Here is a 20,568-nt window from a genome sequence, read left to right on the forward strand (position 1 = left end):
AAAGTTCGCGAGATGCCTGAAGAGATATCGTTCCTGCTGCTGCCGGGCTTCTCGGCGATCGGCTTCATGTCGGCGGTCGAGCCGTTGCGCGTGGCGAACCGCTTTCAAGGCGAGCTTTACCGATGGCGCATTCTGAGTCTCGACGGCGCGCCGGTCGCGGCGAGCAACGGCATTTCGATCAACGCGGACGCCGCCATCGGCGATGTGGACGACGCGCCCACGCTCTTCGTCGTGGCGGGCTTCGAACCGCTCGCGTGCTACACGCGCGAACTCGCCGAGTGGCTCAAGCGTCTGGAGCGCGGCGGCGCGACGCTCGGCGGCATCGATACCGGCAGCTTTATTCTCGCGGAAGCCGGCCTGCTCGGCCGCGCGGACAATGTGACCGTGCATTGGGAAGCGCTGTCGGCGTTTCGCGAGCGCTATCCTGCGCTGGACGCGAGCCAGGAACTCTTCGAGATCGGCGCGCGGCGGATCACGTGCGCGGGCGGTACGGCGTCGATCGATATGATGCTCGATCTGATCGGGCGCGAGCACGGCGCCGCGTTGGCGTCGGCGGTCTCGGAGCAGTTCGTGGTGAGCCGCATCCGCCAGCGCTCGGACCATCAGCGCATGGAGATCGCCACGCGTTACGGCGTGCACAACCGCAAGCTGATTCAGGTGATCGGCGTGATGGAGCGGCATATGGAAGAACCGTTGACGCCGGACCGGCTAGCACAGGAAATCGGCGTGACGCGGCGGCAGCTGGAACGGCTCTTTTGCGCGTCGCTGAAGGACACGCCGACGCATTTCTATCTGCAACTGCGGCTTTCCCGCGCGCGCGAGTTGCTGCAACAGACCGACATGTCGATCACGTCGATTTGCGTCGCGTGCGGGTTCGAGTCGCCGTCGCATTTTTCGCGGACCTATCGCGCGCGATTTGGCGCGAGTCCGAGAAGCGATCGCCAGGTGACAGGCGGCTTAATGCCGTCGAAAGCGATAATCAAGGTGCCTGTGGGCGATTTATTGCTTCCGCAGCAACAGTGAATTCATGAATTGGGGGTTTACCCTAGGATACCATCCTCCTACACTGTGCATACCTGCTGAAAAGAACCGTTTTCGGCACTGCACATAAGAATCTCTGGAGGTAGTAATCATGAAATCGCTGATCGAAGCTGCTGTTATCGCCGCTCTTATTACCGCGCCGCTCGCGGCTTTCGCGCAATCGAACCAGCCGGTGACGCGCGCACAGGTTCGCGCCGAGTTGGTCCAGCTGGAAAAAGCGGGCTACAACCCGAGCACGGCTAACAGCGACGATTACCCGGAAAACATTCAGGCCGCTGAAGCGCGCATCGCCGCGGAAAACCGCACGGCTCAGTCCACGGGCTATGGTTCCGCGACCGACGGCTCGTCGAATGCGGGCAGCCGCGCTCAAACGTCGAACTAAGCTTGAGTGGATGCAACCGGCCGGCGCGATCTAGCTGGCCGCGCGGGTAGAAAAAAACCGGCACGTCGCAACGTGCCGGTTTTTTTGCATTTGGACCAGACTCACACGCCGCCTCCGCACAGCGAAGTGCTTGTGCGACACGCCGCGCGCGCCTGACCTCGCGGCTCTGGAAACGCGACGCGAGACCGATCGTTTCCTTCAGGCCGCAACCGCCACACTCTCCTTGATGACGTCTTCGAGAATGACGAGCGCTTCGTCGAAAATCGCGTCCTGAATCGTGAGCGGGAACAGAAAGCGCACCACGTTCGAATCAATGCCGCACACGAGCAGCAGCAAGCCGCGTTCGAGCGCGCGCTGCTGCACACGCTTCGTGAACTCCGCGTCGGGCTCCGAGCCGCCCGGCTTGCAGAATTCGACGGCGACCATCGCGCCCGGCCCGCGCACGTCGGCGATATGCGGCACATCTTTCCGCAGTTCGATCAGTTTCGCCTTGACCCGCTCGCCCAGCGCAGTGGCTCGCTCGCACAACTTCTCTTCGTCGATGATGTCGAGCACCGCATGCGCGGCGGCGAGCGCGAGCGGATTGCCGGCGTAAGTGCCGCCGAGCCCGCCGGGCGCCGGGGCGTCCATCACCTCGGCGCGGCCGATCACGCCCGACAGCGGCATGCCGCCCGCGAGGCTCTTGGCGACCGTCATCAGATCGGGCACGACGTCGTAGTGATGCATCGCGAACAGCTTGCCGGTGCGCGCGAAGCCGGTTTGCACTTCGTCGGCGATCAGCAGAATGCCGTGCTCGTTGCACAGCTTGCGCAGCGCGCGCACGAACTCGGCCGGCGCGGGATAGAAACCGCCTTCGCCCTGAACCGGTTCGAAGATGATCGCGGCCACGCGCTTCGGATCGACATCGGCTTTGAACAGGAATTCGAGCGCTTTCAGCGAATCCGCCGTGCTCACGCCGTGCAGCGGATTCGGGAACGGCGCGTGGAACACGTCGGAGGGAAACGGGCCGAAGCCGGTCTTGTACGGCGCGACCTTGCCGGTCAGCGCCATGCCCATCAGCGTGCGGCCGTGAAAGCCCCCGGTGAAGGCGATCACGCCGGGCCGGCCGGTCGCGGCGCGCGCGATCTTGATCGCGTTTTCGACGGCTTCGGCGCCGGTCGTGAAGAACGCCGTCTTTTTCGGATGATCGCCGGGCGCGCGCTGGTTGAGTTTTTCGGCCAGCTCCACATACGACGCGTACGGCACGATCTGATACGCCGTGTGCGTGAAATGATCGAGTTGCTCGCGAATCGCCGCCACGATCTTCGGATGACGATGCCCGGTATTGCACACCGCAATGCCGGCCGCGAAGTCGATGAAGCGGCGGCCTTCCACGTCCCACAGCTCCGCGTTTTCGGCGCGCTGCGCGTAGAAATCGCACATCACGCCGACGCCGCGCGGCGTGGCTGCGTCCTTGCGGCTCTTCAATTCTGCGTTGTTCAGGTTCATGACGTGGCTCCTCGATGTCGGCGGACGCCGCGCGCAAGACGCGGCACATGCAGCGACTATAGTGAGATTTGGCTCTGAGCTTCAGAGCCATTTCTATAAAAATGTAGGAGCCATTTGGGCGGCGGATGGCTTGCGGGAAGTGGCTTGAAAGACGAGCTTGCGCGGCTCAAATCCGGATCAGCACCGCGCCGAGCGTAACCAGTGCGCACGCAACGACACGTCGCGCGGTGAGCTTCTCATGCATGAAAAGCCAGCCGATCAGCACTGCGAAGATCGAACTCAACTCGCGCAGCGCCGAGACCATGGCGATGGGCAAAAAGCGGTACGCCTCGATGATCAGGCAATAGGCGACCAGCGCGAGCGCGCCCGACCCGATGCCTTTCGCCACCACCGCGCGGCCGATGAACAGTCCCTTCGCGCCGCCGCGCCAATGCCATGCGAGCAGAAACTGCGGCACGTTCCAGATCAGATAGACCCACATGATGTAGCTGAGCGCGTTGCCCGCGACGCGCGCGCCGATTCCGTCGACGACCGAATATGTCGCAATGAAGAAGCCGGTGAGGAGCGCGAACGGCACGCTCTCGCCGGAGAAGCGCATGCCGCGTCGAAAGGCGAGCGAGACGATGCCGGTCGACACCAGCGCGACGCCGATCGCCGCGAGCGGCTTCAGCGATTCGTGCGCGAACACGAGCGCGCCGACAAACACGAGCATGGGCGACAGGCCGCGCGCAATCGGATAGATCTGCCCGAAGTCGCCGCTTCGGTACGCGCGGATCAGCGCGAGCAGATAGCCGAATTCGAGCGCCACCGACGCGAAGATATACGGCCACGCGGCGCGCGCCGGCAGAGGCAGCACGATCACGCCGACCGCGCTCACGGCGAGATAGGGAATCGCCATCATGCCGAGCAGCCAGACGCGGTCTTCCGACAGATGCAGGAACGCGTTCCAGGTGGCGTGAAGCAAGGCGGACAACAGGACCAGCAGGACGACAAGAGTTTCCATCGAAGGCCGGGACAGAACGAGGTTGGCTGGCCTGAGTGTGGGCCGCAAGCCCGTGATTATTCCAGCACGACGCGCGGAATCACCGAGTGGACGACTAAAGCAAAGGGGCTTTATGGGTAAAAAAGAGGCAATTTGTGGCATGTCAGATGACGTCCGGATGACGTGCATATGACACGTTTTCGCCCGCGCGCCGCCGTCATGCAAGCAGACGCGCAGCCAGGCTATATTGCGTCTTTCGCCGTGCCGGTCCCCGGCATCCCGCACTACTCGCGACGTCCTCATGCAGCCTCTGAGCTTCCTTCCCGACAGCTTTGCGGAGTACGAAGATCTCAAGGCGATCCTCGATCAGGGCAGCGCGAGCTTTGCAATCCGCACCGTCTGCGAGACCACGGTGCGCGGCCGCTGTTTCGGCGTGCACGCCGCTAGCATCGGTTCGACCGATCCGCAGGCGCCGGCCATCGGCTTTTTCGGCGGCATTCATGGACTGGAGCGCATCGGCTCGCAACTCGTGCTCGACTACATGCGCGCGCTGCTCGCGCGGCTCGAGTGGGACGAACTGCTGGTCCGGCAACTCCAGTCCATTCGCCTCATTTTCATGCCGATCGTCAATCCGGGCGGCATGTGGGCGGCCACGCGCGCGAATCCGAACGGCGTCGATCTGATGCGCAATGCGCCGCAAAACGCCGACGAGCGCGTGCCGCTTCTCGCGGGCGGACAGCGTGTCGGCGCATGGCTGCCGTGGTATCGCGGACCGCTCGGCGGCCCGATGGAAGCCGAGGCCGCCGCTTTGCTGGAGGTCGTCGAAACCGAACTGGCGGCGCGGCCCTTGAGCATCGCGCTCGATTGCCATTCAGGCTACGGCTGGACCGACAGCATCTGGTTTCCGTATGCGCGCACGCGCAAGCTGATGCCGCATCTGCCGGAAATGTACGTGCTGAAAACCATGTTCGAGCGAGCACATCCGCATCACGGCTACACGTTCGAGCCGCAAAGCCATCAATATCTGCTGCATGGCGACCTGTGGGATTTCGCCTACGACCGCACGCCCGCTCCCAACGTCTTCCTGCCGATGACGCTCGAACTCGGCTCGTGGCTGTGGATCAAGAAGAATCCACGGCAGCTGTTCTCGCGTCAGGGCTTTTTCAATCCGGTGAAGGCGCATCGCACGGCGCGCGTGCTGCGGCGTCACGCGAATCTGCTCGACTTCCTGGCGCGCGCGGCCTTCTCGTCGCAGCGCTGGCTGCCGCAGGGCAATCGTCGCGAGCAGTTGCTGCAAAGCGCGACGGATCACTGGTACAGGCAGGGCGGCGCATGAGCACCTGGATTCTGCTGCGCGGACTGACGCGCGAGACGCGTCATTGGGGCCGCTTGCCGGATCTGTTGCGCGACGCCATCGGCGCGGCGCCGCTGCTGCTCGACTTGCCCGGCAACGGCGAATTCGCTGACATTCGCGCGCCCGCGACTGTCGCCGATATGGTGGACTTCGTGCGCCTGGCCGCTGTGCAAAGAGGTGCGGCCGGCTCGGGTGCGGCCGGCTCGGGTGCGGCCGGCTCAGGTGCGGCCGGCTCAGGCGCGGCCGGCTTAGAGCTTGCCGCTCCTTGCAATGTGCTCGCGATGTCCCTCGGCGGCATGGTCGCGACCGACTGGGCACAACGGTATCCCGGCGAAATTGGCCGGCTCGTGTTGATCAACACCAGCATGCGTCCCTTCTGCCGTGCGCACGAGCGGCTGCGTCCGTCGGCGTGGCCCGGTCTTGCGCGCGTCGCCTTGCATTGGCGCGACGCGCGCCTCGCGGAGCGCGGCATTCATCAATTGACATGCAATTGCGCGGACACGCTGGACGCGGACCTCGCAACATGGAGCGCGATTCGCCGCAGCGCGCCGGTGAGCCGCGCCAATGCGTTGCGGCAGCTAGGCGCGGCGGCGCGCTTTTGCGCGGGCGACGCGAGGCCGGCTTGCCCGCTGCTGCTTCTGGCGTCGCGCGAAGACCGGCTCGTCGATCCCGCCTGTTCCGCGAAGCTCGCGGCGGCGTGGGGCGTGGATCATCGCGTGCATGCATGGGCCGGTCACGATCTGCCGCACGACGATCCCGCGTGGGTCGCGCAACAGGTGCGCGCGTGGCTTGCGCAAGACGCCGTCGAGTCCGCGCAGACGCCCTGAACGCGATTTGCGCGCTCGCAGCATGCCATGCGGCAGCGGGTATAACCTAAGTCGCGGCATCGGTTGCATGTCGGCGTGCAGGTGCATAATCCCCCTTCAGACGATGCATGCAATCCACGCGATACTCGCCATTGCCGCCAGCCGGGGGAGTTCATCATGCAAGCAAAGAATGAAGAAGCCGTCACGCACTTGCTGAACGATGTCGTCGAATTTGCACGAGGGCGCTTGCCCGAGCCGACCTTCAACATCGTCGAGCCCTTTCTGCGGCACTACTACGATTTCGTCGATGCCGACGATCTGCAAAGCCGCTCCATTCCCGATCTGTACGGCGCCGCGCTCGCGCACTGGCAAACCGCGCAGCGCTTCGTGCCCGGCAAGGAAAGACTGCGCGTCTACAACCCGATTCTCGAACAGCACGGCTGGCACTCCGATCACACGGTGATCGAAATCGTCAACGACGACATGCCGTTTCTGGTCGATTCCGTTTCGATGGCGGTCAACCGGCATGGGCTCGCGCTGCATTCGGTCGTGCATCCGGTCTTTCGCATCTGGCGCGGCTCCGACGGCGACATCGCGCGCGTGACACAAGGCGCGGAGGAAGCCGCCGACACGCGCTCGCAACTGGCCTCGTTCATCCACTTCGAAGTCGATCGTTGCGGCGACGCGGCAAAGCTCGACGCATTGCGCGACGACATCGCCAAAGTGCTGCGCGACGTGCGCGCCGCGGTTGAAGACTGGCCGAAGATCGTGGACCTCGCGCGCGTCACGATCAAGGGCATGAAGGCCGGCGAGAGCGGGCCGGATGCCATGGAAGCGCGCGCGTTCCTCGAATGGATGGTGGCCGATCATTTCACCTTTCTCGGCCAGCGCGACTACGAACTGGTGCAGCAGGGCACGGGCTACGGTTTGCGCGCGGTGCCGGACTCGGGGCTCGGCATTCTGCGCGATGAATTGCGCACCACGAGCGCCCTGGAAATCACTTCGTTGCCGCCTGCCGCAGCCGAAATCATCACCGGTTCTTCGCCGATCTTTCTGACGAAGGCCAACTCCCGCGCGACCGTGCATCGTCCGGGCTATCTGGATTACGTCGGCATCAAGATCACCGGCGCGGACGGCAAGGTGGCGGGCGAGCGGCGCTTCATCGGGCTGTACACGTCCACCGCGTATTTTCTGTCGGCTGTCGATATTCCGATCGTGCGGCGCAAATGCGCGAATATCGTGAGACGCGCCGGATTCCTGCCGAAAGGTCATCTCGCGAAGTCGCTCGTGACGGTGCTCGAAACCTATCCGCGCGACGAACTTTTCCAGGCCGACGAAAACCAGCTCTACGACATCGCGCTCGGCGTGCTGCGCTTGCAGGAACATCAGCGCACGCGTCTTTTCGTGCGGCGCGATCGCTTCGACCGCTTCGTGTCGTGTCTCGTGTTCGTGCCGCGCGACAAGTACAACACCGATTTGCGGCAACGTATCGCCAATCTTCTCGCCGACGCGTTCAACGGCGCGAGTGTCGAGTTCACGCCGCTACTCTCGGAATCGACGCTTGCTCGCATTCACTTCGTCGTGCATGCGAAACCGGGCGGCATGCCGCACGTTGATACGCGCGAACTCGAAGCGCGCCTCGTGCAAGTGTCGCGCCGCTGGCAGGACGATCTTGCCGATGCGCTGCTCGACGCATTCGGCGAAGAGCAGGGCAACCGCCTGTTGCAGCACTATGCGGATTCGTTTCCGGCCGGCTATCGCGACGACTATCCCGCGCGCACGGCGGTGCGCGACATCGAATTGATCGAGCGCGTGCAGGGCAGCGAGCGCCTTGCAATGAACCTGTATCGCCCCATCGAAGCAGGGCCGCGGACGTTCCGCTTCAAGGTGTATCGCGCGGGCATGCCGATCGCGTTGTCGCGCAGTTTGCCGATGCTCGAACACCTCGGCGTGCGCGTGGACGAAGAGCGGCCCTATCTGATCGAGGCGCTCGATGCGACGCCTGCGTGGATACACGACTTCGGCCTGCAACTCGCCGACGACGCCGAGTTCGACATCGAACGCGTGAAGAATCTTTTCGAAGATGCGTTCGAACAGGTGTGGACCGGCGCGATAGAAAGCGACGATTTCAACCGCCTCGTGTTGCGCGCGCAATTGAGCGCGCGCGAAGTGACGATTTTGCGTGCGTATGCGAAGTATCTGCGCCAGGTCGGCTCGACTTTCAGCGACGCGTATATCGAGCGCGCCGTGACCGGCAATCCCGCGATTGCGCGCATGCTGGTCGAGCTGTTTGTCGCGCGCTTCGATCCGTCGCTCGCCGGCACGCGCGAGGCGCGCCTGGAAAGCCTCTTGAAAACGATCGACGGCGCGCTCGATCAGGTGCCCAATCTCGACGAGGACCGCATACTGCGGCAATTTCTCGGCGTCATCAAAGCCACGCAGCGCACGAACTATTACCTCTTCGACGCAGAAGGAAAGCGCAAGCCGTATCTGTCGTTCAAGTTCAATCCCGCGCAGGTGCCCGGCTTGCCCGAACCCAAGCCGATGTTCGAAATATGGGTCTACTCGCCGCGCGTGGAAGGCGTGCATCTGCGCGGCGGACGCGTGGCGCGCGGCGGCTTGCGCTGGTCCGACCGTCGCGAGGATTTCCGTACCGAAGTGCTTGGCCTGATGAAGGCGCAGATGGTGAAGAACGTGGTGATCGTGCCGGTCGGCTCGAAGGGCGGCTTCGTCGTGAAGAACCCGCCGCCGCAAAGCGAGCGCGATGCATGGATGCGCGAAGGCATCGCGTGCTATCAAACGTTCCTGCGCGGTCTGCTCGATCTCACCGATAACCTGTCGGGCACGACAGTCGTACCGCCGGACAACGTGGTGCGTCACGATCCCGACGATCCGTATCTGGTGGTGGCCGCCGACAAAGGAACGGCCACGTTCTCCGACTACGCCAACGCGATTTCGCAGGAATACGGTTTCTGGCTCGACGACGCCTTCGCGTCCGGCGGTTCGGTCGGCTACGACCACAAGAAAATGGCGATCACCGCGCGCGGCGCGTGGGAATCCGTGAAGCGGCATTTCCGCGAAATGGGCGTGGACACGCAGACCATGGACTTCACGGTGGTCGGCATCGGCGATATGTCCGGCGACGTGTTCGGCAACGGCATGCTGCTGTCGCCGCATATCAGGCTCGTGGCCGCGTTCGATCACCGGCATATTTTCCTGGACCCGAGCCCGGACCCGGCGGTCAGTCTCGCGGAACGTGGACGGCTCTTTCTGCTCGACCGTTCGAGTTGGGCCGACTACGACCCTTCGCTCATCTCGGCAGGCGGCGGCGTGTTTCCGCGCAGCGCGAAGACGATTCCGCTGTCGCCCTCGATGCAGTCGGTGCTCGGCATCAGCGCGGCGGCGCTCGCGCCCGCCGAACTGATGCGCGCGATCCTGCAGGCACCCGTCGATCTGCTTTACAACGGCGGCATCGGCACTTATGTAAAGGCCACGCGCGAAACGCATCTGCAAGTGGGCGACCGCGCGAACGATGCGATCCGTGTCAGCGGCGCCGAGCTGCGCTGCAAGGTGGTGGCCGAAGGCGGCAATCTCGGGCTGACGCAGCATGGGCGCATCGAATTCGCGCAGCGCGGCGGGCGCATCAACACCGACGCGATCGACAACTCCGCGGGCGTCGACTGCTCGGACCACGAGGTGAACATCAAGATTCTGCTGGGACTGGTGGTGGCCGATGGCGAGATGACCGAGAAGCAGCGCAACGCGTTGCTCGCCGAAATGACCGATGAAGTCGGCTTGCTCGTGTTGAAGGACAACTACTACCAGACGCAGGCGCTGTCGATCGCGGGCCGTTACGGCGTCGAACTGCTCGACGCGGAAACGCGCCTCATGCGCTATCTCGAACGCGCGGGGCGTTTGAATCGCGTGATCGAGTTTTTGCCGAGCGACGACGAAGTGGCCGAGCGCCAGGCGGCGAAACAGGGGCTCACCACGCCCGAGCGCGCGGTGCTGCTGGCGTATAGCAAGATGTGGCTGTACGATGCGCTGCTCGACTCCGCAGTGCCGGAAGATCCGCTCGTCAGCGACATGTTGATCGAATATTTTCCGAAGCCTTTGCGCCAGCGCTTTAGCGAGCCGATGCAGCGTCACCCGCTGCGCCGCGAAATCCTCGCGACGCATCTGACCAACGCGCTGGTGAATCGCGTAGGCTGCGAGTTCGTGCACCGGCTGATGGAAGAGACCGATGCGAAGCCCGGCGACATCGTGCGCGCCTGCATCATGGCGCGCGACGTGTTCGATCTCGACGACGTCTGGCGCAGCATCGACGCGCTCGATAACCGCGTCGCCGACGATGTGCAGGCGCGCATGTTCGTCGAAGTCGCGCGGCTCGTCGAACGTTCGGCGCTGTGGTTCCTGCGGCATCTGTCGTCGCCCGCTGTGAATGGCGGCGATGTGACCGGGCTGCTCGCGCGTTGCCGCGACGCCGCGCAACGTCTCGCACCACAATGGCCCGCGCTGCTGCCGGCTGCCGACCTCGAAGCGCTGTCGGAGCGTCAGCGCGCGCTCGTCGATGCGGGCGTCGACAGCGACCTCGCGTTGCGCATAGCAAGCGGCGAGATTTCGGCGGCGCTGCTCGACATCGCCGAAGTCGCGTCCACGTGCGAGCGCAGCCTCGAACTCGTGGCGGGCGTGTACTTCGCGCTCGGCACGTTGCTCAATTACCACTGGATCAGCGAACGCGCGGCGGCGCTGCCTGCGCCTTCGCATTGGGACATGCTGGCGCGCGCGTCCGCGCTGGCCGAACTCGCGCGCATCAAACGCGCATTGACGATGAGCGCGCTCGCCAGCGCGAACGACGGCTCCACGCCCGATGCGCTGGTTCAGACATGGCGTGACAAACGCAACGAGCAACTGGAGCGCTATTCGCGGCTGCTGGCCGATTTGCGGGCCACGGGCGGCGCGAGCCTGTCGATGCTGCTGGTGATCGTGCGCGAGATGGCCGCGCTCGAAAAGGCATGAGCGTTGACGCAACGGCGTCGGTAGAGAAGGCTGAAGACGGTTCGAACCGGAGCGCTCGCGGTGCCCCGGTTGGACGCATGCCGCCCGGCATGGCCATAATACGAACTCCGGGCAGCTAAAAGCCTTCTGCACATTGACCGACGCCATTCACGACGATGAAAGAAGAATCGCCGAAAGCCATTATTTATGCGCTCGCCGCCAACTTCGGCATTGCTGTCTGCAAGTTTGCCGCCGCGTCGTTCACCGGTTCCGGTTCGATGTTCGCCGAAGCCATTCACTCCACCGCCGACTGCGGTAATCAATTGTTGCTGCTGTTCGGCCTGCGCCAGGCGCGCCGGCCCGCGAGCCCGTTGCATCCCATGGGCAGCGGCCGCGAGATCAACTTCTATTCGCTGCTCGTCGCGTTGCTGCTGTTTTTTGTCGGCGGCGCGTTCTCCGTGTATGAAGGCGTGCATCGTGTGATCGCGCGCGAGCCTTTGCAGTACGCGTATGTCGCGCTCGTCGTGCTGGGCGTTTCAGTCGTGCTCGAAGCGTTTTCGCTGTGGGGCGCGCTGAAGGAAATCCGCAGAGTGCATCCCGACAAAAGCATGTGGCGCTGGTTTCGCGAAACGCGCGAGTCGGATCTGCTGGTGGTCGCGGGCGAAGATATCGCCGCACTAGCCGGCCTTGCGATGGCCTTTGCCGCCGTGCTGCTCACGTTGGTCACGGGCAATCCTCTTTATGACGCGTGCGGCTCGATCGCCGTTGGCGTGCTGTTGATGATGATTGCCGCGCTGGTGGCGCGCGAGGTCAAGTCGATGATCGTCGGCGAATCGGCGAGCCCCGAAGTGCGCCGCGCGATCGAGGCGCATCTGAATGCGCGCGCGGAAATTCGCAGCATCATCAATATGATTACGCTGCAATGGGGACGCCACGTCGTGGTGGCGGTGCAGGCTGAAATGATCGACTACGTAAGCGGCCGCGCGATGGTCGATGCGATCAACGTGATCGAGGCCGATTTGCAGGCGGCGTTTCCGCAAGTGCGCTGGGTGTTTTTCGAACCGGACGTGCCGCGCGTTTCGACAAATAACGCATGACGTAGTGGAAAAGGAATTTCTCGCATCTATACTTCTTTCGGCTTGAAAGCGGCATTCTCCCAATTCGCATCACAGGCAAAAGGAAGAACATGATGCTGACTCGCACACTCGGCGCTCTTTCCGTCATCGCACTCGCGGCATGCGCGGCCTTCACTTCCGGACCCGCCAGCGCGGACGACAACGACGACGGCGGCTTGCACGGACGCCCCGTCAAGGTCATGATCATTTCGATGTTCGGTCCGGAAGGCCAGGTCTGGCTCGATAGGCTCGGGCCGTGGCGTGACATTCCTGTAGACGGCTTATCGCCTGACTATCCGGCTGTGCATTGCAACCGTCAGGAGATCTGCGTGATGACGACGGGAATGGGGCACACCAACGCCGCCGCGTCGATCATGGCGTTGACGTTTTCGCCGCGATTCGATTTGCGGCATACGTACTTCATGGTCGCGGGCATTGCCGGCATCGATCCTCAACAGGGCACCGTGGGGTCCGCCGCATGGGCGAAGTACCTCGTCGACTTCGGGATTCAATGGGAAATCGACGGGCGCGAGATTCCTGCGGGCTGGAACACCGGCTATCTCGGCATCAACACGAAAAGCCCTTCAGACAAGCCGCCGCTCGATTATCGGACCGAGGTATTCCAGCTCAACACGCAACTCGCCGATACGGCATTTGCCTTGTCGCGCAACGTCCAGCTGTCGGACGACGCGCAGGCACAGGCCGCGCGCGCGAAGTATTCGTATGCGCCGGCGAATCGTCCGCCCACGGTGATTCAATGCGATACCCTGGCGGGCGATACATGGTGGTCGGGCACGCTGATCGGGCAACGCGCCCGCGACTGGACAAAAATTCTCACCGATGGAAAGGGCGTGTATTGCACCACGCAGCAGGAAGACAATGCCACGTATGAAGCGCTAAAACGCGCGGCGTCGGTCCATAAGGTGGATCTGAACCGCGTTGCCGTGTTGCGTGCGGGTTCGGACTTCGACCGCCCTTACGACGGACAGACCAGCGCGGACAATCTGCTGAATTACGCCGCGCAAGGCGGCTTTTCCATTGCACTGGAAAACCTCTATCGCTCAGGTAATCCGCTGGTGCAGGACATCGTCACGCATTGGGGCGACTGGCGCGAAGGCGTGCCAAAACGCTAGAAAGCAGGCGCGGACCGCATCGAGTGACCCGCGCTGCACTGACGCACGACACTTACCGCTGTGGTGCGCGATACGGCGTCCACACGGGCGCGTCCGTATTCCAATGATCGAGTTCAGAAGGCGCCATGATCTACTCCATTTATTCTGGAAACCTGACTATTTAGGTGCTTTTTACGTTGAACGCTCACTGGCCATTCGCCACACGCGTGACGTCGCCACTCGTTCCTTCCTGCAACGCGATACGCGCCGCCTGCGTTTGACCGATCAACCCTTTGTTCGGATACGTCGTGCGATTCAGCGCGGGCAGCGAACCGTCACGATAGGCCGCAACGAGTTCGGCTTGCACGTCGGCGCGCGTTTTGCCGCTCGCCGTGGCAGTGGGCTGAGTCTGATAACTGCCCGCGTGACCAATGCCGCCGCCGTTGCTTTGCGCGAACACCGGAGCGCTGACAAGCAGCGAAAGAGCAAGACCTGCGAGAAGATTGCGTTTCATGATTCACTCCTGTCGATTCATTTGCAGCACAAGCGGCGCTGCGACAGGGTGAAATGTAGACTTCGAGAGGGCGTCGATAAATCGTGGTTTCGCGAAATGAATTGTCGCGATTCCAGAACAATCGCGCGAAGAGCGGTATTGATGCAGGCGGAAAGAAGAACCGCGGCATTAGAGCCGCGGCTGGAATTCACTGTTCCACTTTCTGTACTTTCAATTCAATTGACTCATGCGACCCATTCGGAAATGACAGGCGTGTCGAGCAGCGGAGCGGACTCGCGTTCTTCGAGCGTGCGCTTCGAACAGGTTGCGTCGAGTGTGCCGCGGCCACTCAACAATGGGCAGCGGTCGAACACTTCCGCAATCCAGTCTACGAAAACACGGACTTTAGGCGACAGATGCCGACTGTGCGGATAGACTGCGGAAATAGGCATCGGCAAAGGCTTTAACTCGGGCAGAACTTCAACGAGCTGGCCCGAACGCAGATGCGGCAGCACCATGAATAGCGCCGGCTGAATCAGGCCAAAGCCCTCAAGCCCGCAGGTCACGTAAGCATCCGCGTCGTTGACCGAAACGATGCTCTTCATTTTTACTTCAACCTCTTTGCCTTCAACCATGAACGCCCAATCGAGCGTGCGTCCTGTGCGGCTCGAGAAGTAGTTGACTGCTTTGTGATTTTCAAGGTCTTCGAGTGAAGCCGGCATACCGGCGCGCCCGATATATTCCGGGGCCGCGCACGTCACGCCCTCAAAGAGGCCAATACGCCGCGCCACCAGCGAGGAATCCTGTAGCGCGCCGACGCGCACCACGCAATCCACGCCTTCCTGCAACAGATCCACCGGCCGGTCCGACAAGCCGAGTTGCAGGTCGATGTCGGGATAACGTTTGTGAAATTCGCAGAGTTGAGGAATCACCAGCAAGCGGCCAATCGACCCTGGCATGTCGATACGCAGCTTGCCGTGCGGCTTTTTATTGCCGCTCTGAAAACTGGCCTCGGTTTCCTCGACGTCCGCGAGGATGCGCACGCAGCGCTCGTAATACGCAGCGCCGTCTGGCGTGAGCGACAAACGCCGCGTGGTGCGATGCATGAGCCGCGTGCCGAGGAACGCTTCGAGGTTCTGAATGATCGTGGTGACCGATGCGCGCGGCAGGTCGAGCGTTTCCGATGCGCGGGTAAAGCTGTTGGTGTCGACGACACGCGTGAACACTTGCATGGCCTGAAGCCGGTCCATTGCAAACCTCCAGAAGGAGCAGGCGTACTGAGCAGGATTCGAATCCCCAGAGCAATCGCACTGGATTGTTCAGGGGCGCCGAATTGTGTTGCCGGATTATAGGCATTTATTTACGAGTCTGCCGAACCCACAATTCGCACCATTGAAGTTCTTTGCGCGTTGCGCGGCCCGACATGGAAGCATTTAAACCGCCGTACTCTTTTGTGCCCACCGGCAGTGCGCTGGTCGAGGCCGGCAGTACGGCACTGGAAGTCACTGACGTGCAAATAGAAGGGCACGCGCAGGACATTACGTTGCGTTTGTACCGGCAGCAAAAGAAAACCGCACTGCCGGTACTGCTTTATTTTCACGGCGGCGGCTTTACGAAAGGTTCTATCGATCAGGCCGACTTCGCCTCGCTTTATTTCGCAGAACACTTACCGGCATTAGTCGTGTCGGTCGGCTATTCGCTCGCGCCGGCGTTTCCGTTTCCCGCCGCGCCTGAAGACGCACATCGCGCGGCCTTGTGGGTACAGACGCGGGCGCGCGCATTTGGCGGCAATAGCAGAAAGCTTGGGGTTGCCGGGCACGATGCAGGCGGTCAATTGGCCAATTGCCTCGCTTTCATCGCGCGTGATCGCGGCGACGTGCAGATCGTTGCGCAGGCGCTGTTCGGACCGATGCTCGATCCGAGCCTCACGCGGCTCGGCGATGAAAAGCGCCTCGGCTCGGACATCACCGCGAGAGAGTGCGCGGCCTGTTATCGCGCATATCTTCCGCAAGCGTCGCAACGCATGCATCCGTATGCGGCGCCGCTCGAATCGTCGCGGCTCGCGGGCTTGCCGGCCACGCTGATCGCGACGGCGCAAAACGATGTGCTGCATGTGGAAGCGGAGAAATACGCGAGCAGTCTGATCGACGCGGGCGTGCTGACTCAGGTGGTCCGCTATCCGGCGGTCTCGCATGCGGCATTGGCCGATCATCCGCCCGCCTTGCAGGAAGCGGTGCGATTTTTTCAGTGGCGCTTCGACGCGCGCTCATCGCTGAAACAGAAACAAGCAGAACTTTAATCAACGATATCGGGAGCATTCAATGACCATCCTTCCTCTTTCCCGTCGCCGTGTGGCTATTGCCGCGCTTGCCGTGATTGTCGTTGCCGGACTGGGCACGTTCGGCGCGATTCGTGTGGATGCAAGCTCGCCTGCCGCGCCGACCATCGTGCCGGAAGTCGATGTCGCCACCGTGGTGCAGAAAACCATCACCGACTGGCAGAGCTATTCGGGCCGTCTCGAAGCCGTCGAGAAAGTGGACGTGCGTTCGCAGGTGCCGGGCACGATCGTGTCCGTCAACTTCAAGGATGGCGCGCTCGTGAAGAAGGGCGACACGCTGTTCGTGATCGACCCGCGTCCGTATGCGGCCGAAGTGGATCGCGCGGAAGCCCAGCTTGCGGCCGCCCAGGCGCGCACGGGCTACACGCAAAGCGACTGGGAGCGCGCGCAGCGCCTGATCGCCGATAACGCGATTGCCAGGCGCGATTACGACGAGAAGCAGAACGCCGCGCGCGAAGCGAGCGCGAACCTGAAGGCCGCGCAAGCCGCACTCGAAACCGCGCGCATCAATCTCGGCTACACGAAGATCGCCGCGCCGGTGTCAGGCCGCGTGTCGCGCGCGGAGATCACGGTGGGCAACGTGGTGTCGGCGGGCGCGGGCTCGGCGGCGCTCACCACGCTCGTGTCGGTGTCGCCGATCTACGCATCGTTCGACGCGGACGAACAAACCTATCTGCAATACCTGAGCCGTGCCAAAGACGGCCGCAAGGTGCCGGTCGAACTCGGTCTCGCAGACGAAAGCGGCTACTCGCGCAGCGGCACGATCGAATCGGTGGACAACCGCCTCGATACGTCGTCGGGCACGATCCGCGTGCGCGCGCGTTTCGACAATCAGGACGGCACGCTCATTCCAGGCCTGTATGCACGCGTCAAAGTGGGCGGCAGCGAACCGCATTCGGCGCTGCTGATCGACGACGCCGCCGTGGGCACCGACCAGGACAAGAAGTTCGTGCTGGTGGTCGATCAGAACAGTCACGTCGCGTATCGCGAGATCACGGTGGGCGGCATGCAGGGCAATCTGCGTGTCGTGAAGGGCGGCCTGAAAGCGGGCGACCGGATTGTGGTGAATGGCGTGCAGCGTGTGCGTCCAGGCGATTCGGTGCGCGCGCATGTGGTGCCCATGACGACCGATCAGGACCCGAACAGCGCGCCGCTCGCGCAGGCGCGCGCCAAAGCGGACAAGAATTCGTGAGCGTCGCCGCCGCGCGATGCTATGCGCGGCGCTTGCGCGAACCGCTTGCTCCAAACATCAAGAGCTTCCAATGAACATTTCCAAATTCTTCATCGACAGGCCAATTTTTGCGGGCGTGCTATCGGTATTGGTTCTGCTGGCGGGCGTCATTTCGCTCTTCAAGCTGCCGATCTCCGAATACCCGGAAGTCGTGCCGCCCTCGGTCGTCGTGCACGCCCAGTATCCGGGCGCGAATCCGAAAGTGATTGCCGAAGCGGTTGCTTCGCCGCTCGAAGAGCAGATCAACGGCGTCGAGAACATGCTGTATATGCAGTCGCAAGCGAATAGCGACGGCAATCTCACGCTGACGGTGACCTTCAAGCTCGGCACCAATCCGGACCTTGCCACGCAGCTCGTGCAGAACCGCGTGAACCAGGCGCTGCCGCGTTTGCCGGAAGACGTGCAACGGCTCGGCGTGACGACCATCAAGAGTTCGCCCACGCTGACCATGGTGGTGCACCTGATCTCGCCGAATGATCGCTACGACATGACGTATTTGCGCAATTACGCGCTGCTGAACGTCAAGGACCGGCTCGCGCGAATTCAGGGCGTCGGCGAGGTGCAGTTGTGGGGCTCGGGTGACTACGCGATGCGCGTGTGGCTCGATCCGCAGAAGGTCGCGCAACGCGGTTTGACCGCGACCGAAGTGGTCAACGCGATTCGCGAGCAGAACATTCAGGTGGCGGCCGGTGTGATCGGCGCATCGCCTTCGGTGCCGGGCACGCAATTGCAGTTGTCGGTGAATGCGCGTGGCCGCCTGAAGACGGAAGGCGAATTCGGCGACATCGTGGTGAAGACCGCGCCCGACGGCGGCGTGACGTATCTGCGCGACGTTGCGCGCATCGAGCTGGCGGCGTCGGAATACGGCCTGCGTTCGCTGCTCGACAACAAGCCGGCGGTCGCGCTCGCCATCAATCAGGCGCCGGGCGCGAACTCGCTCGCGATTTCCGACGAAGTGCGCGCCGCGATGAAGGACCTCGCGCAAGACATGCCGGCGGGCGTCGAATACAAGATCGTCTATGACCCGACGCAGTTCGTGCGTTCGAGTATCGAGGCGGTCGTGCATACGCTGCTCGAAGCCATCGCGCTCGTGGTGCTCGTCGTGATCGTGTTCCTGCAGACGTGGCGTGCGTCGATCATTCCGTTGATCGCGGTGCCGGTGTCGATTGTCGGAACGTTCTCGCTGCTGCTGGCATTCGGATTTTCGATCAACGCGCTGTCGCTGTTCGGCATGGTGCTCGCCATCGGCATCGTGGTGGACGATGCGATCGTGGTGGTGGAGAACGTCGAACGGAACATCGAAAACGGCTTGAGTGCGCGCGACGCGACGTATAAGGCCATGCAGGAAGTGAGCGGGCCGATCATCGCCATCGCGCTCACGCTGGTCGCGGTGTTCGTGCCGCTCGCGTTCATGACGGGTCTCACGGGGCAGTTCTACAAGCAGTTCGCGATGACCATCGCGATCTCGACGGTGATCTCGGCGTTCAATTCGCTGACGCTTTCGCCGGCATTGTCCGCGATGCTGCTGCGCAGTCACGGCGCGAAGGAAGACTTCCTGACGCGTGTGATGAACCGCGTGCTGGGCCGCTTTTTCAAGGGCTTCAACAAGGTGTTTCATCGCGGCTCGACGGCTTATGGACGCGGCGTGAGCGGCGTGCTGCGCCGCAAGGGCGCGATGCTCGCGGTGTACGCGGTCCTGCTCGGCGCGGCCGTTCTGATTTCGCGTGTCGTGCCGGGCGGCTTCGTGCCCGCGCAGGACAAGGAGTATCTGATCGCGTTTGCGCAGTTGCCGAACGGCGCATCGCTCGATCGCACGGAGAAGGTGATTCGCGATATGAGCGCGATCGCGCTCAAGCAGAAAGGCGTGGAAAGCGCGGTGGCGTTTCCGGGTTTGTCGGTGAACGGCTTCACCAACAGTTCGAGCGCGGGCATCGTGTTCGTCACGCTCAAGCCGTTTAAGGAGCGCGGCGACAAGAAGCTCTCGGCGGGTGCGATTGCGGGTGCGTTGAATCAGCAATATGGCGCGATCAAGGATTCGTTCGTCGCGGTGTTTCCGCCACCGCCGGTGCTCGGTCTCGGCACGCTGGGCGGCTTCAAGTTGCAGTTGGAGGATCACGGCGCAGTCGGTTATGCGGAGTTGAACAAGGCCGCGGAAGCCTTCGTGAAGAAGGCGGCGCAAACGCCTGAACTCGGTCCGACCTTCTCCAGCTATCAGATCAACGTGCCGCAACTGAACGTGGACCTGGATCGCGTGAAGGCCAAGCAACTCGGCGTGCCAGTCACGGATGTGTTCAACACGATGCAGATCTATCTGGGTTCGCTGTATGTGAACGACTTCAACCGCTTTGGCCGCGTGTATCAGGTGCGGGTGCAGGCGGACGCGCCGTTCCGTCAACGCGCCGACGACATCCTGCAACTGAAGACGCGCAACGCCGCGGGCGACATGGTGCCGTTGTCGTCGCTCGTGACAGTGACGCCGACCTATGGTCCGGAAATGGTGGTGCGTTACAACGGCTATACGGCTGCGGACATCAACGGTGGACCAGCGCCGGGTTATTCGTCGGGCCAGGCGCAAGCCGCGGCGGAGCGCGTGGCGGCCGAAGTGTTGCCGCACGGCGTGAAGCTCGAATGGACCGATCTGACGTATCAGCAGATTCTTGCCGGCAATGCGGGCTTGTGGGTGTTCCCGATCAGCGTGCTGCTCGTGTTCCTCGTGCTCGCCGCACTGTATGAAAGTTTGACGTTGCCGCTCGCGGTGATCCTGATCGTGCCGATGAGCGTGTTGTCCGCGCTGACCGGTGTGTGGCTCACGGGCGGCGACAACAACATCTTCACGCAGATTGGTTTGATGGTGCTGGTGGGCCTGTCGGCGAAGAACGCGATTCTGATCGTGGAGTTCGCTCGCGAACTCGAACACGACGGACACACGCCGCTGTCGGCGGCCATCGAGGCGAGCCGCTTGCGTTTGCGGCCAATTCTGATGACGTCGATTGCATTCATCATGGGCGTGGTGCCGCTGGTGTTGTCGACCGGAGCAGGTTCGGAAATGCGTCACGCAATGGGCGTCGCGGTGTTTTTCGGCATGCTCGGCGTCACGTTGTTCGGGCTGATGCTGACGCCGGTGTTTTATGTGGTGCTGCGGACTTTGGCCGGCGGAACGATTCACGTCGCGCAGAAAGATTCGCCGCGCATTGGCGCGCCGGTCACGGACGCCTGAGGAGAAAAGAA

At 62.7% G+C, this 20,568-nt stretch carries 14 protein-coding genes; 10 read left to right on the forward strand and 4 right to left on the reverse strand.

The window, feature by feature from the left end; all coding sequences use genetic code 11:
- Window positions 1–12 precede the first annotated feature (12 nt).
- Together VOM14_RS02385 and VOM14_RS02390 are read left to right on the forward strand one after the other, a co-directional pair.
- Window positions 13–1,023, forward strand: a complete 1,011-nt coding sequence (locus VOM14_RS02385; RefSeq protein ID WP_327627053.1) for a GlxA family transcriptional regulator — start codon at window positions 13–15, stop codon at window positions 1,021–1,023.
- Between the two features lie 109 nt (window positions 1,024–1,132).
- Window positions 1,133–1,423 carry a DUF4148 domain-containing protein gene (locus VOM14_RS02390; protein ID WP_327627054.1) on the forward strand — a complete coding sequence of 97 codons (291 nt, stop codon included), beginning with the start codon at window positions 1,133–1,135 and terminating at the stop codon, window positions 1,421–1,423.
- A gap of 198 nt (window positions 1,424–1,621) precedes the next feature.
- Here the strand turns inward: VOM14_RS02390 and VOM14_RS02395 are convergent, their stop codons facing one another.
- Window positions 1,622–2,911 (reverse strand): 4-aminobutyrate--2-oxoglutarate transaminase, encoded by a 1,290-nt coding sequence (locus tag VOM14_RS02395; RefSeq protein WP_327627055.1) that lies wholly within the window; start codon window positions 2,909–2,911, stop codon window positions 1,622–1,624.
- 166 nt (window positions 2,912–3,077) lie between these two features.
- Window positions 3,078–3,914: a DMT family transporter gene (locus VOM14_RS02400; protein ID WP_327627056.1), complete on the reverse strand. Its 837-nt coding sequence runs from the start codon at window positions 3,912–3,914 to the stop codon at window positions 3,078–3,080.
- Between the two features lie 280 nt (window positions 3,915–4,194).
- Between VOM14_RS02400 and VOM14_RS02405 the strand changes: the two genes are divergently transcribed.
- The 5 genes from VOM14_RS02405 (at window position 4,195) to VOM14_RS02425 (ending at window position 13,299) form a co-directional block, all read left to right on the forward strand.
- Window positions 4,195–5,229 (forward strand): M14 family zinc carboxypeptidase, encoded by a 1,035-nt coding sequence (locus VOM14_RS02405; RefSeq protein WP_327627057.1) that lies wholly within the window; start codon window positions 4,195–4,197, stop codon window positions 5,227–5,229.
- Window positions 5,226–6,074, forward strand: coding sequence for an alpha/beta fold hydrolase (locus tag VOM14_RS02410; protein WP_327627058.1), 849 nt, complete (start codon window positions 5,226–5,228; stop codon window positions 6,072–6,074). The genes VOM14_RS02405 and VOM14_RS02410 overlap by 4 nt, the downstream gene beginning before the upstream one ends.
- A gap of 156 nt (window positions 6,075–6,230) precedes the next feature.
- Window positions 6,231–11,072: an NAD-glutamate dehydrogenase gene (locus VOM14_RS02415; protein ID WP_327627059.1), complete on the forward strand. Its 4,842-nt coding sequence runs from the start codon at window positions 6,231–6,233 to the stop codon at window positions 11,070–11,072.
- Between the two features lie 155 nt (window positions 11,073–11,227).
- Entirely contained in the window at window positions 11,228–12,148 is a 921-nt protein-coding gene (locus VOM14_RS02420) for a cation diffusion facilitator family transporter (protein WP_327627060.1), read from the forward strand.
- A gap of 92 nt (window positions 12,149–12,240) precedes the next feature.
- Complete coding sequence (locus VOM14_RS02425; protein WP_327627414.1) at window positions 12,241–13,299, forward strand: purine-nucleoside phosphorylase; 1,059 nt, start codon at window positions 12,241–12,243, stop codon at window positions 13,297–13,299.
- A 184-nt stretch (window positions 13,300–13,483) separates the two neighbouring features.
- Here the strand turns inward: VOM14_RS02425 and VOM14_RS02430 are convergent, their stop codons facing one another.
- Together VOM14_RS02430 and VOM14_RS02435 are read right to left on the reverse strand one after the other, a co-directional pair.
- Complete coding sequence (locus VOM14_RS02430) at window positions 13,484–13,792, reverse strand: DUF4148 domain-containing protein (protein WP_327627061.1); 309 nt, start codon at window positions 13,790–13,792, stop codon at window positions 13,484–13,486.
- Between the two features lie 224 nt (window positions 13,793–14,016).
- Window positions 14,017–15,021: a LysR family transcriptional regulator gene (locus tag VOM14_RS02435; RefSeq protein ID WP_327627062.1), complete on the reverse strand. Its 1,005-nt coding sequence runs from the start codon at window positions 15,019–15,021 to the stop codon at window positions 14,017–14,019.
- 173 nt (window positions 15,022–15,194) lie between these two features.
- Between VOM14_RS02435 and VOM14_RS02440 the strand changes: the two genes are divergently transcribed.
- From VOM14_RS02440 to VOM14_RS02450, 3 genes are all read left to right on the forward strand, one after another.
- A complete protein-coding gene (locus VOM14_RS02440) occupies window positions 15,195–16,070 on the forward strand; it encodes an alpha/beta hydrolase (RefSeq protein ID WP_327627063.1) in 876 nt (291 codons plus the stop codon).
- 22 nt (window positions 16,071–16,092) lie between these two features.
- Window positions 16,093–17,301: an efflux RND transporter periplasmic adaptor subunit gene (locus tag VOM14_RS02445; RefSeq protein WP_327627064.1), complete on the forward strand. Its 1,209-nt coding sequence runs from the start codon at window positions 16,093–16,095 to the stop codon at window positions 17,299–17,301.
- A 70-nt stretch (window positions 17,302–17,371) separates the two neighbouring features.
- On the forward strand, window positions 17,372–20,557 hold the full coding sequence (locus VOM14_RS02450; protein WP_327627065.1) for an efflux RND transporter permease subunit: 3,186 nt from the start codon (window positions 17,372–17,374) through the stop codon (window positions 20,555–20,557).
- Window positions 20,558–20,568 lie beyond the last annotated feature (11 nt).

It is taken from the genome of Paraburkholderia sp. MPAMCS5 (assembly GCF_036016995.1).
GTDB lineage: Bacteria > Pseudomonadota > Gammaproteobacteria > Burkholderiales > Burkholderiaceae > Paraburkholderia.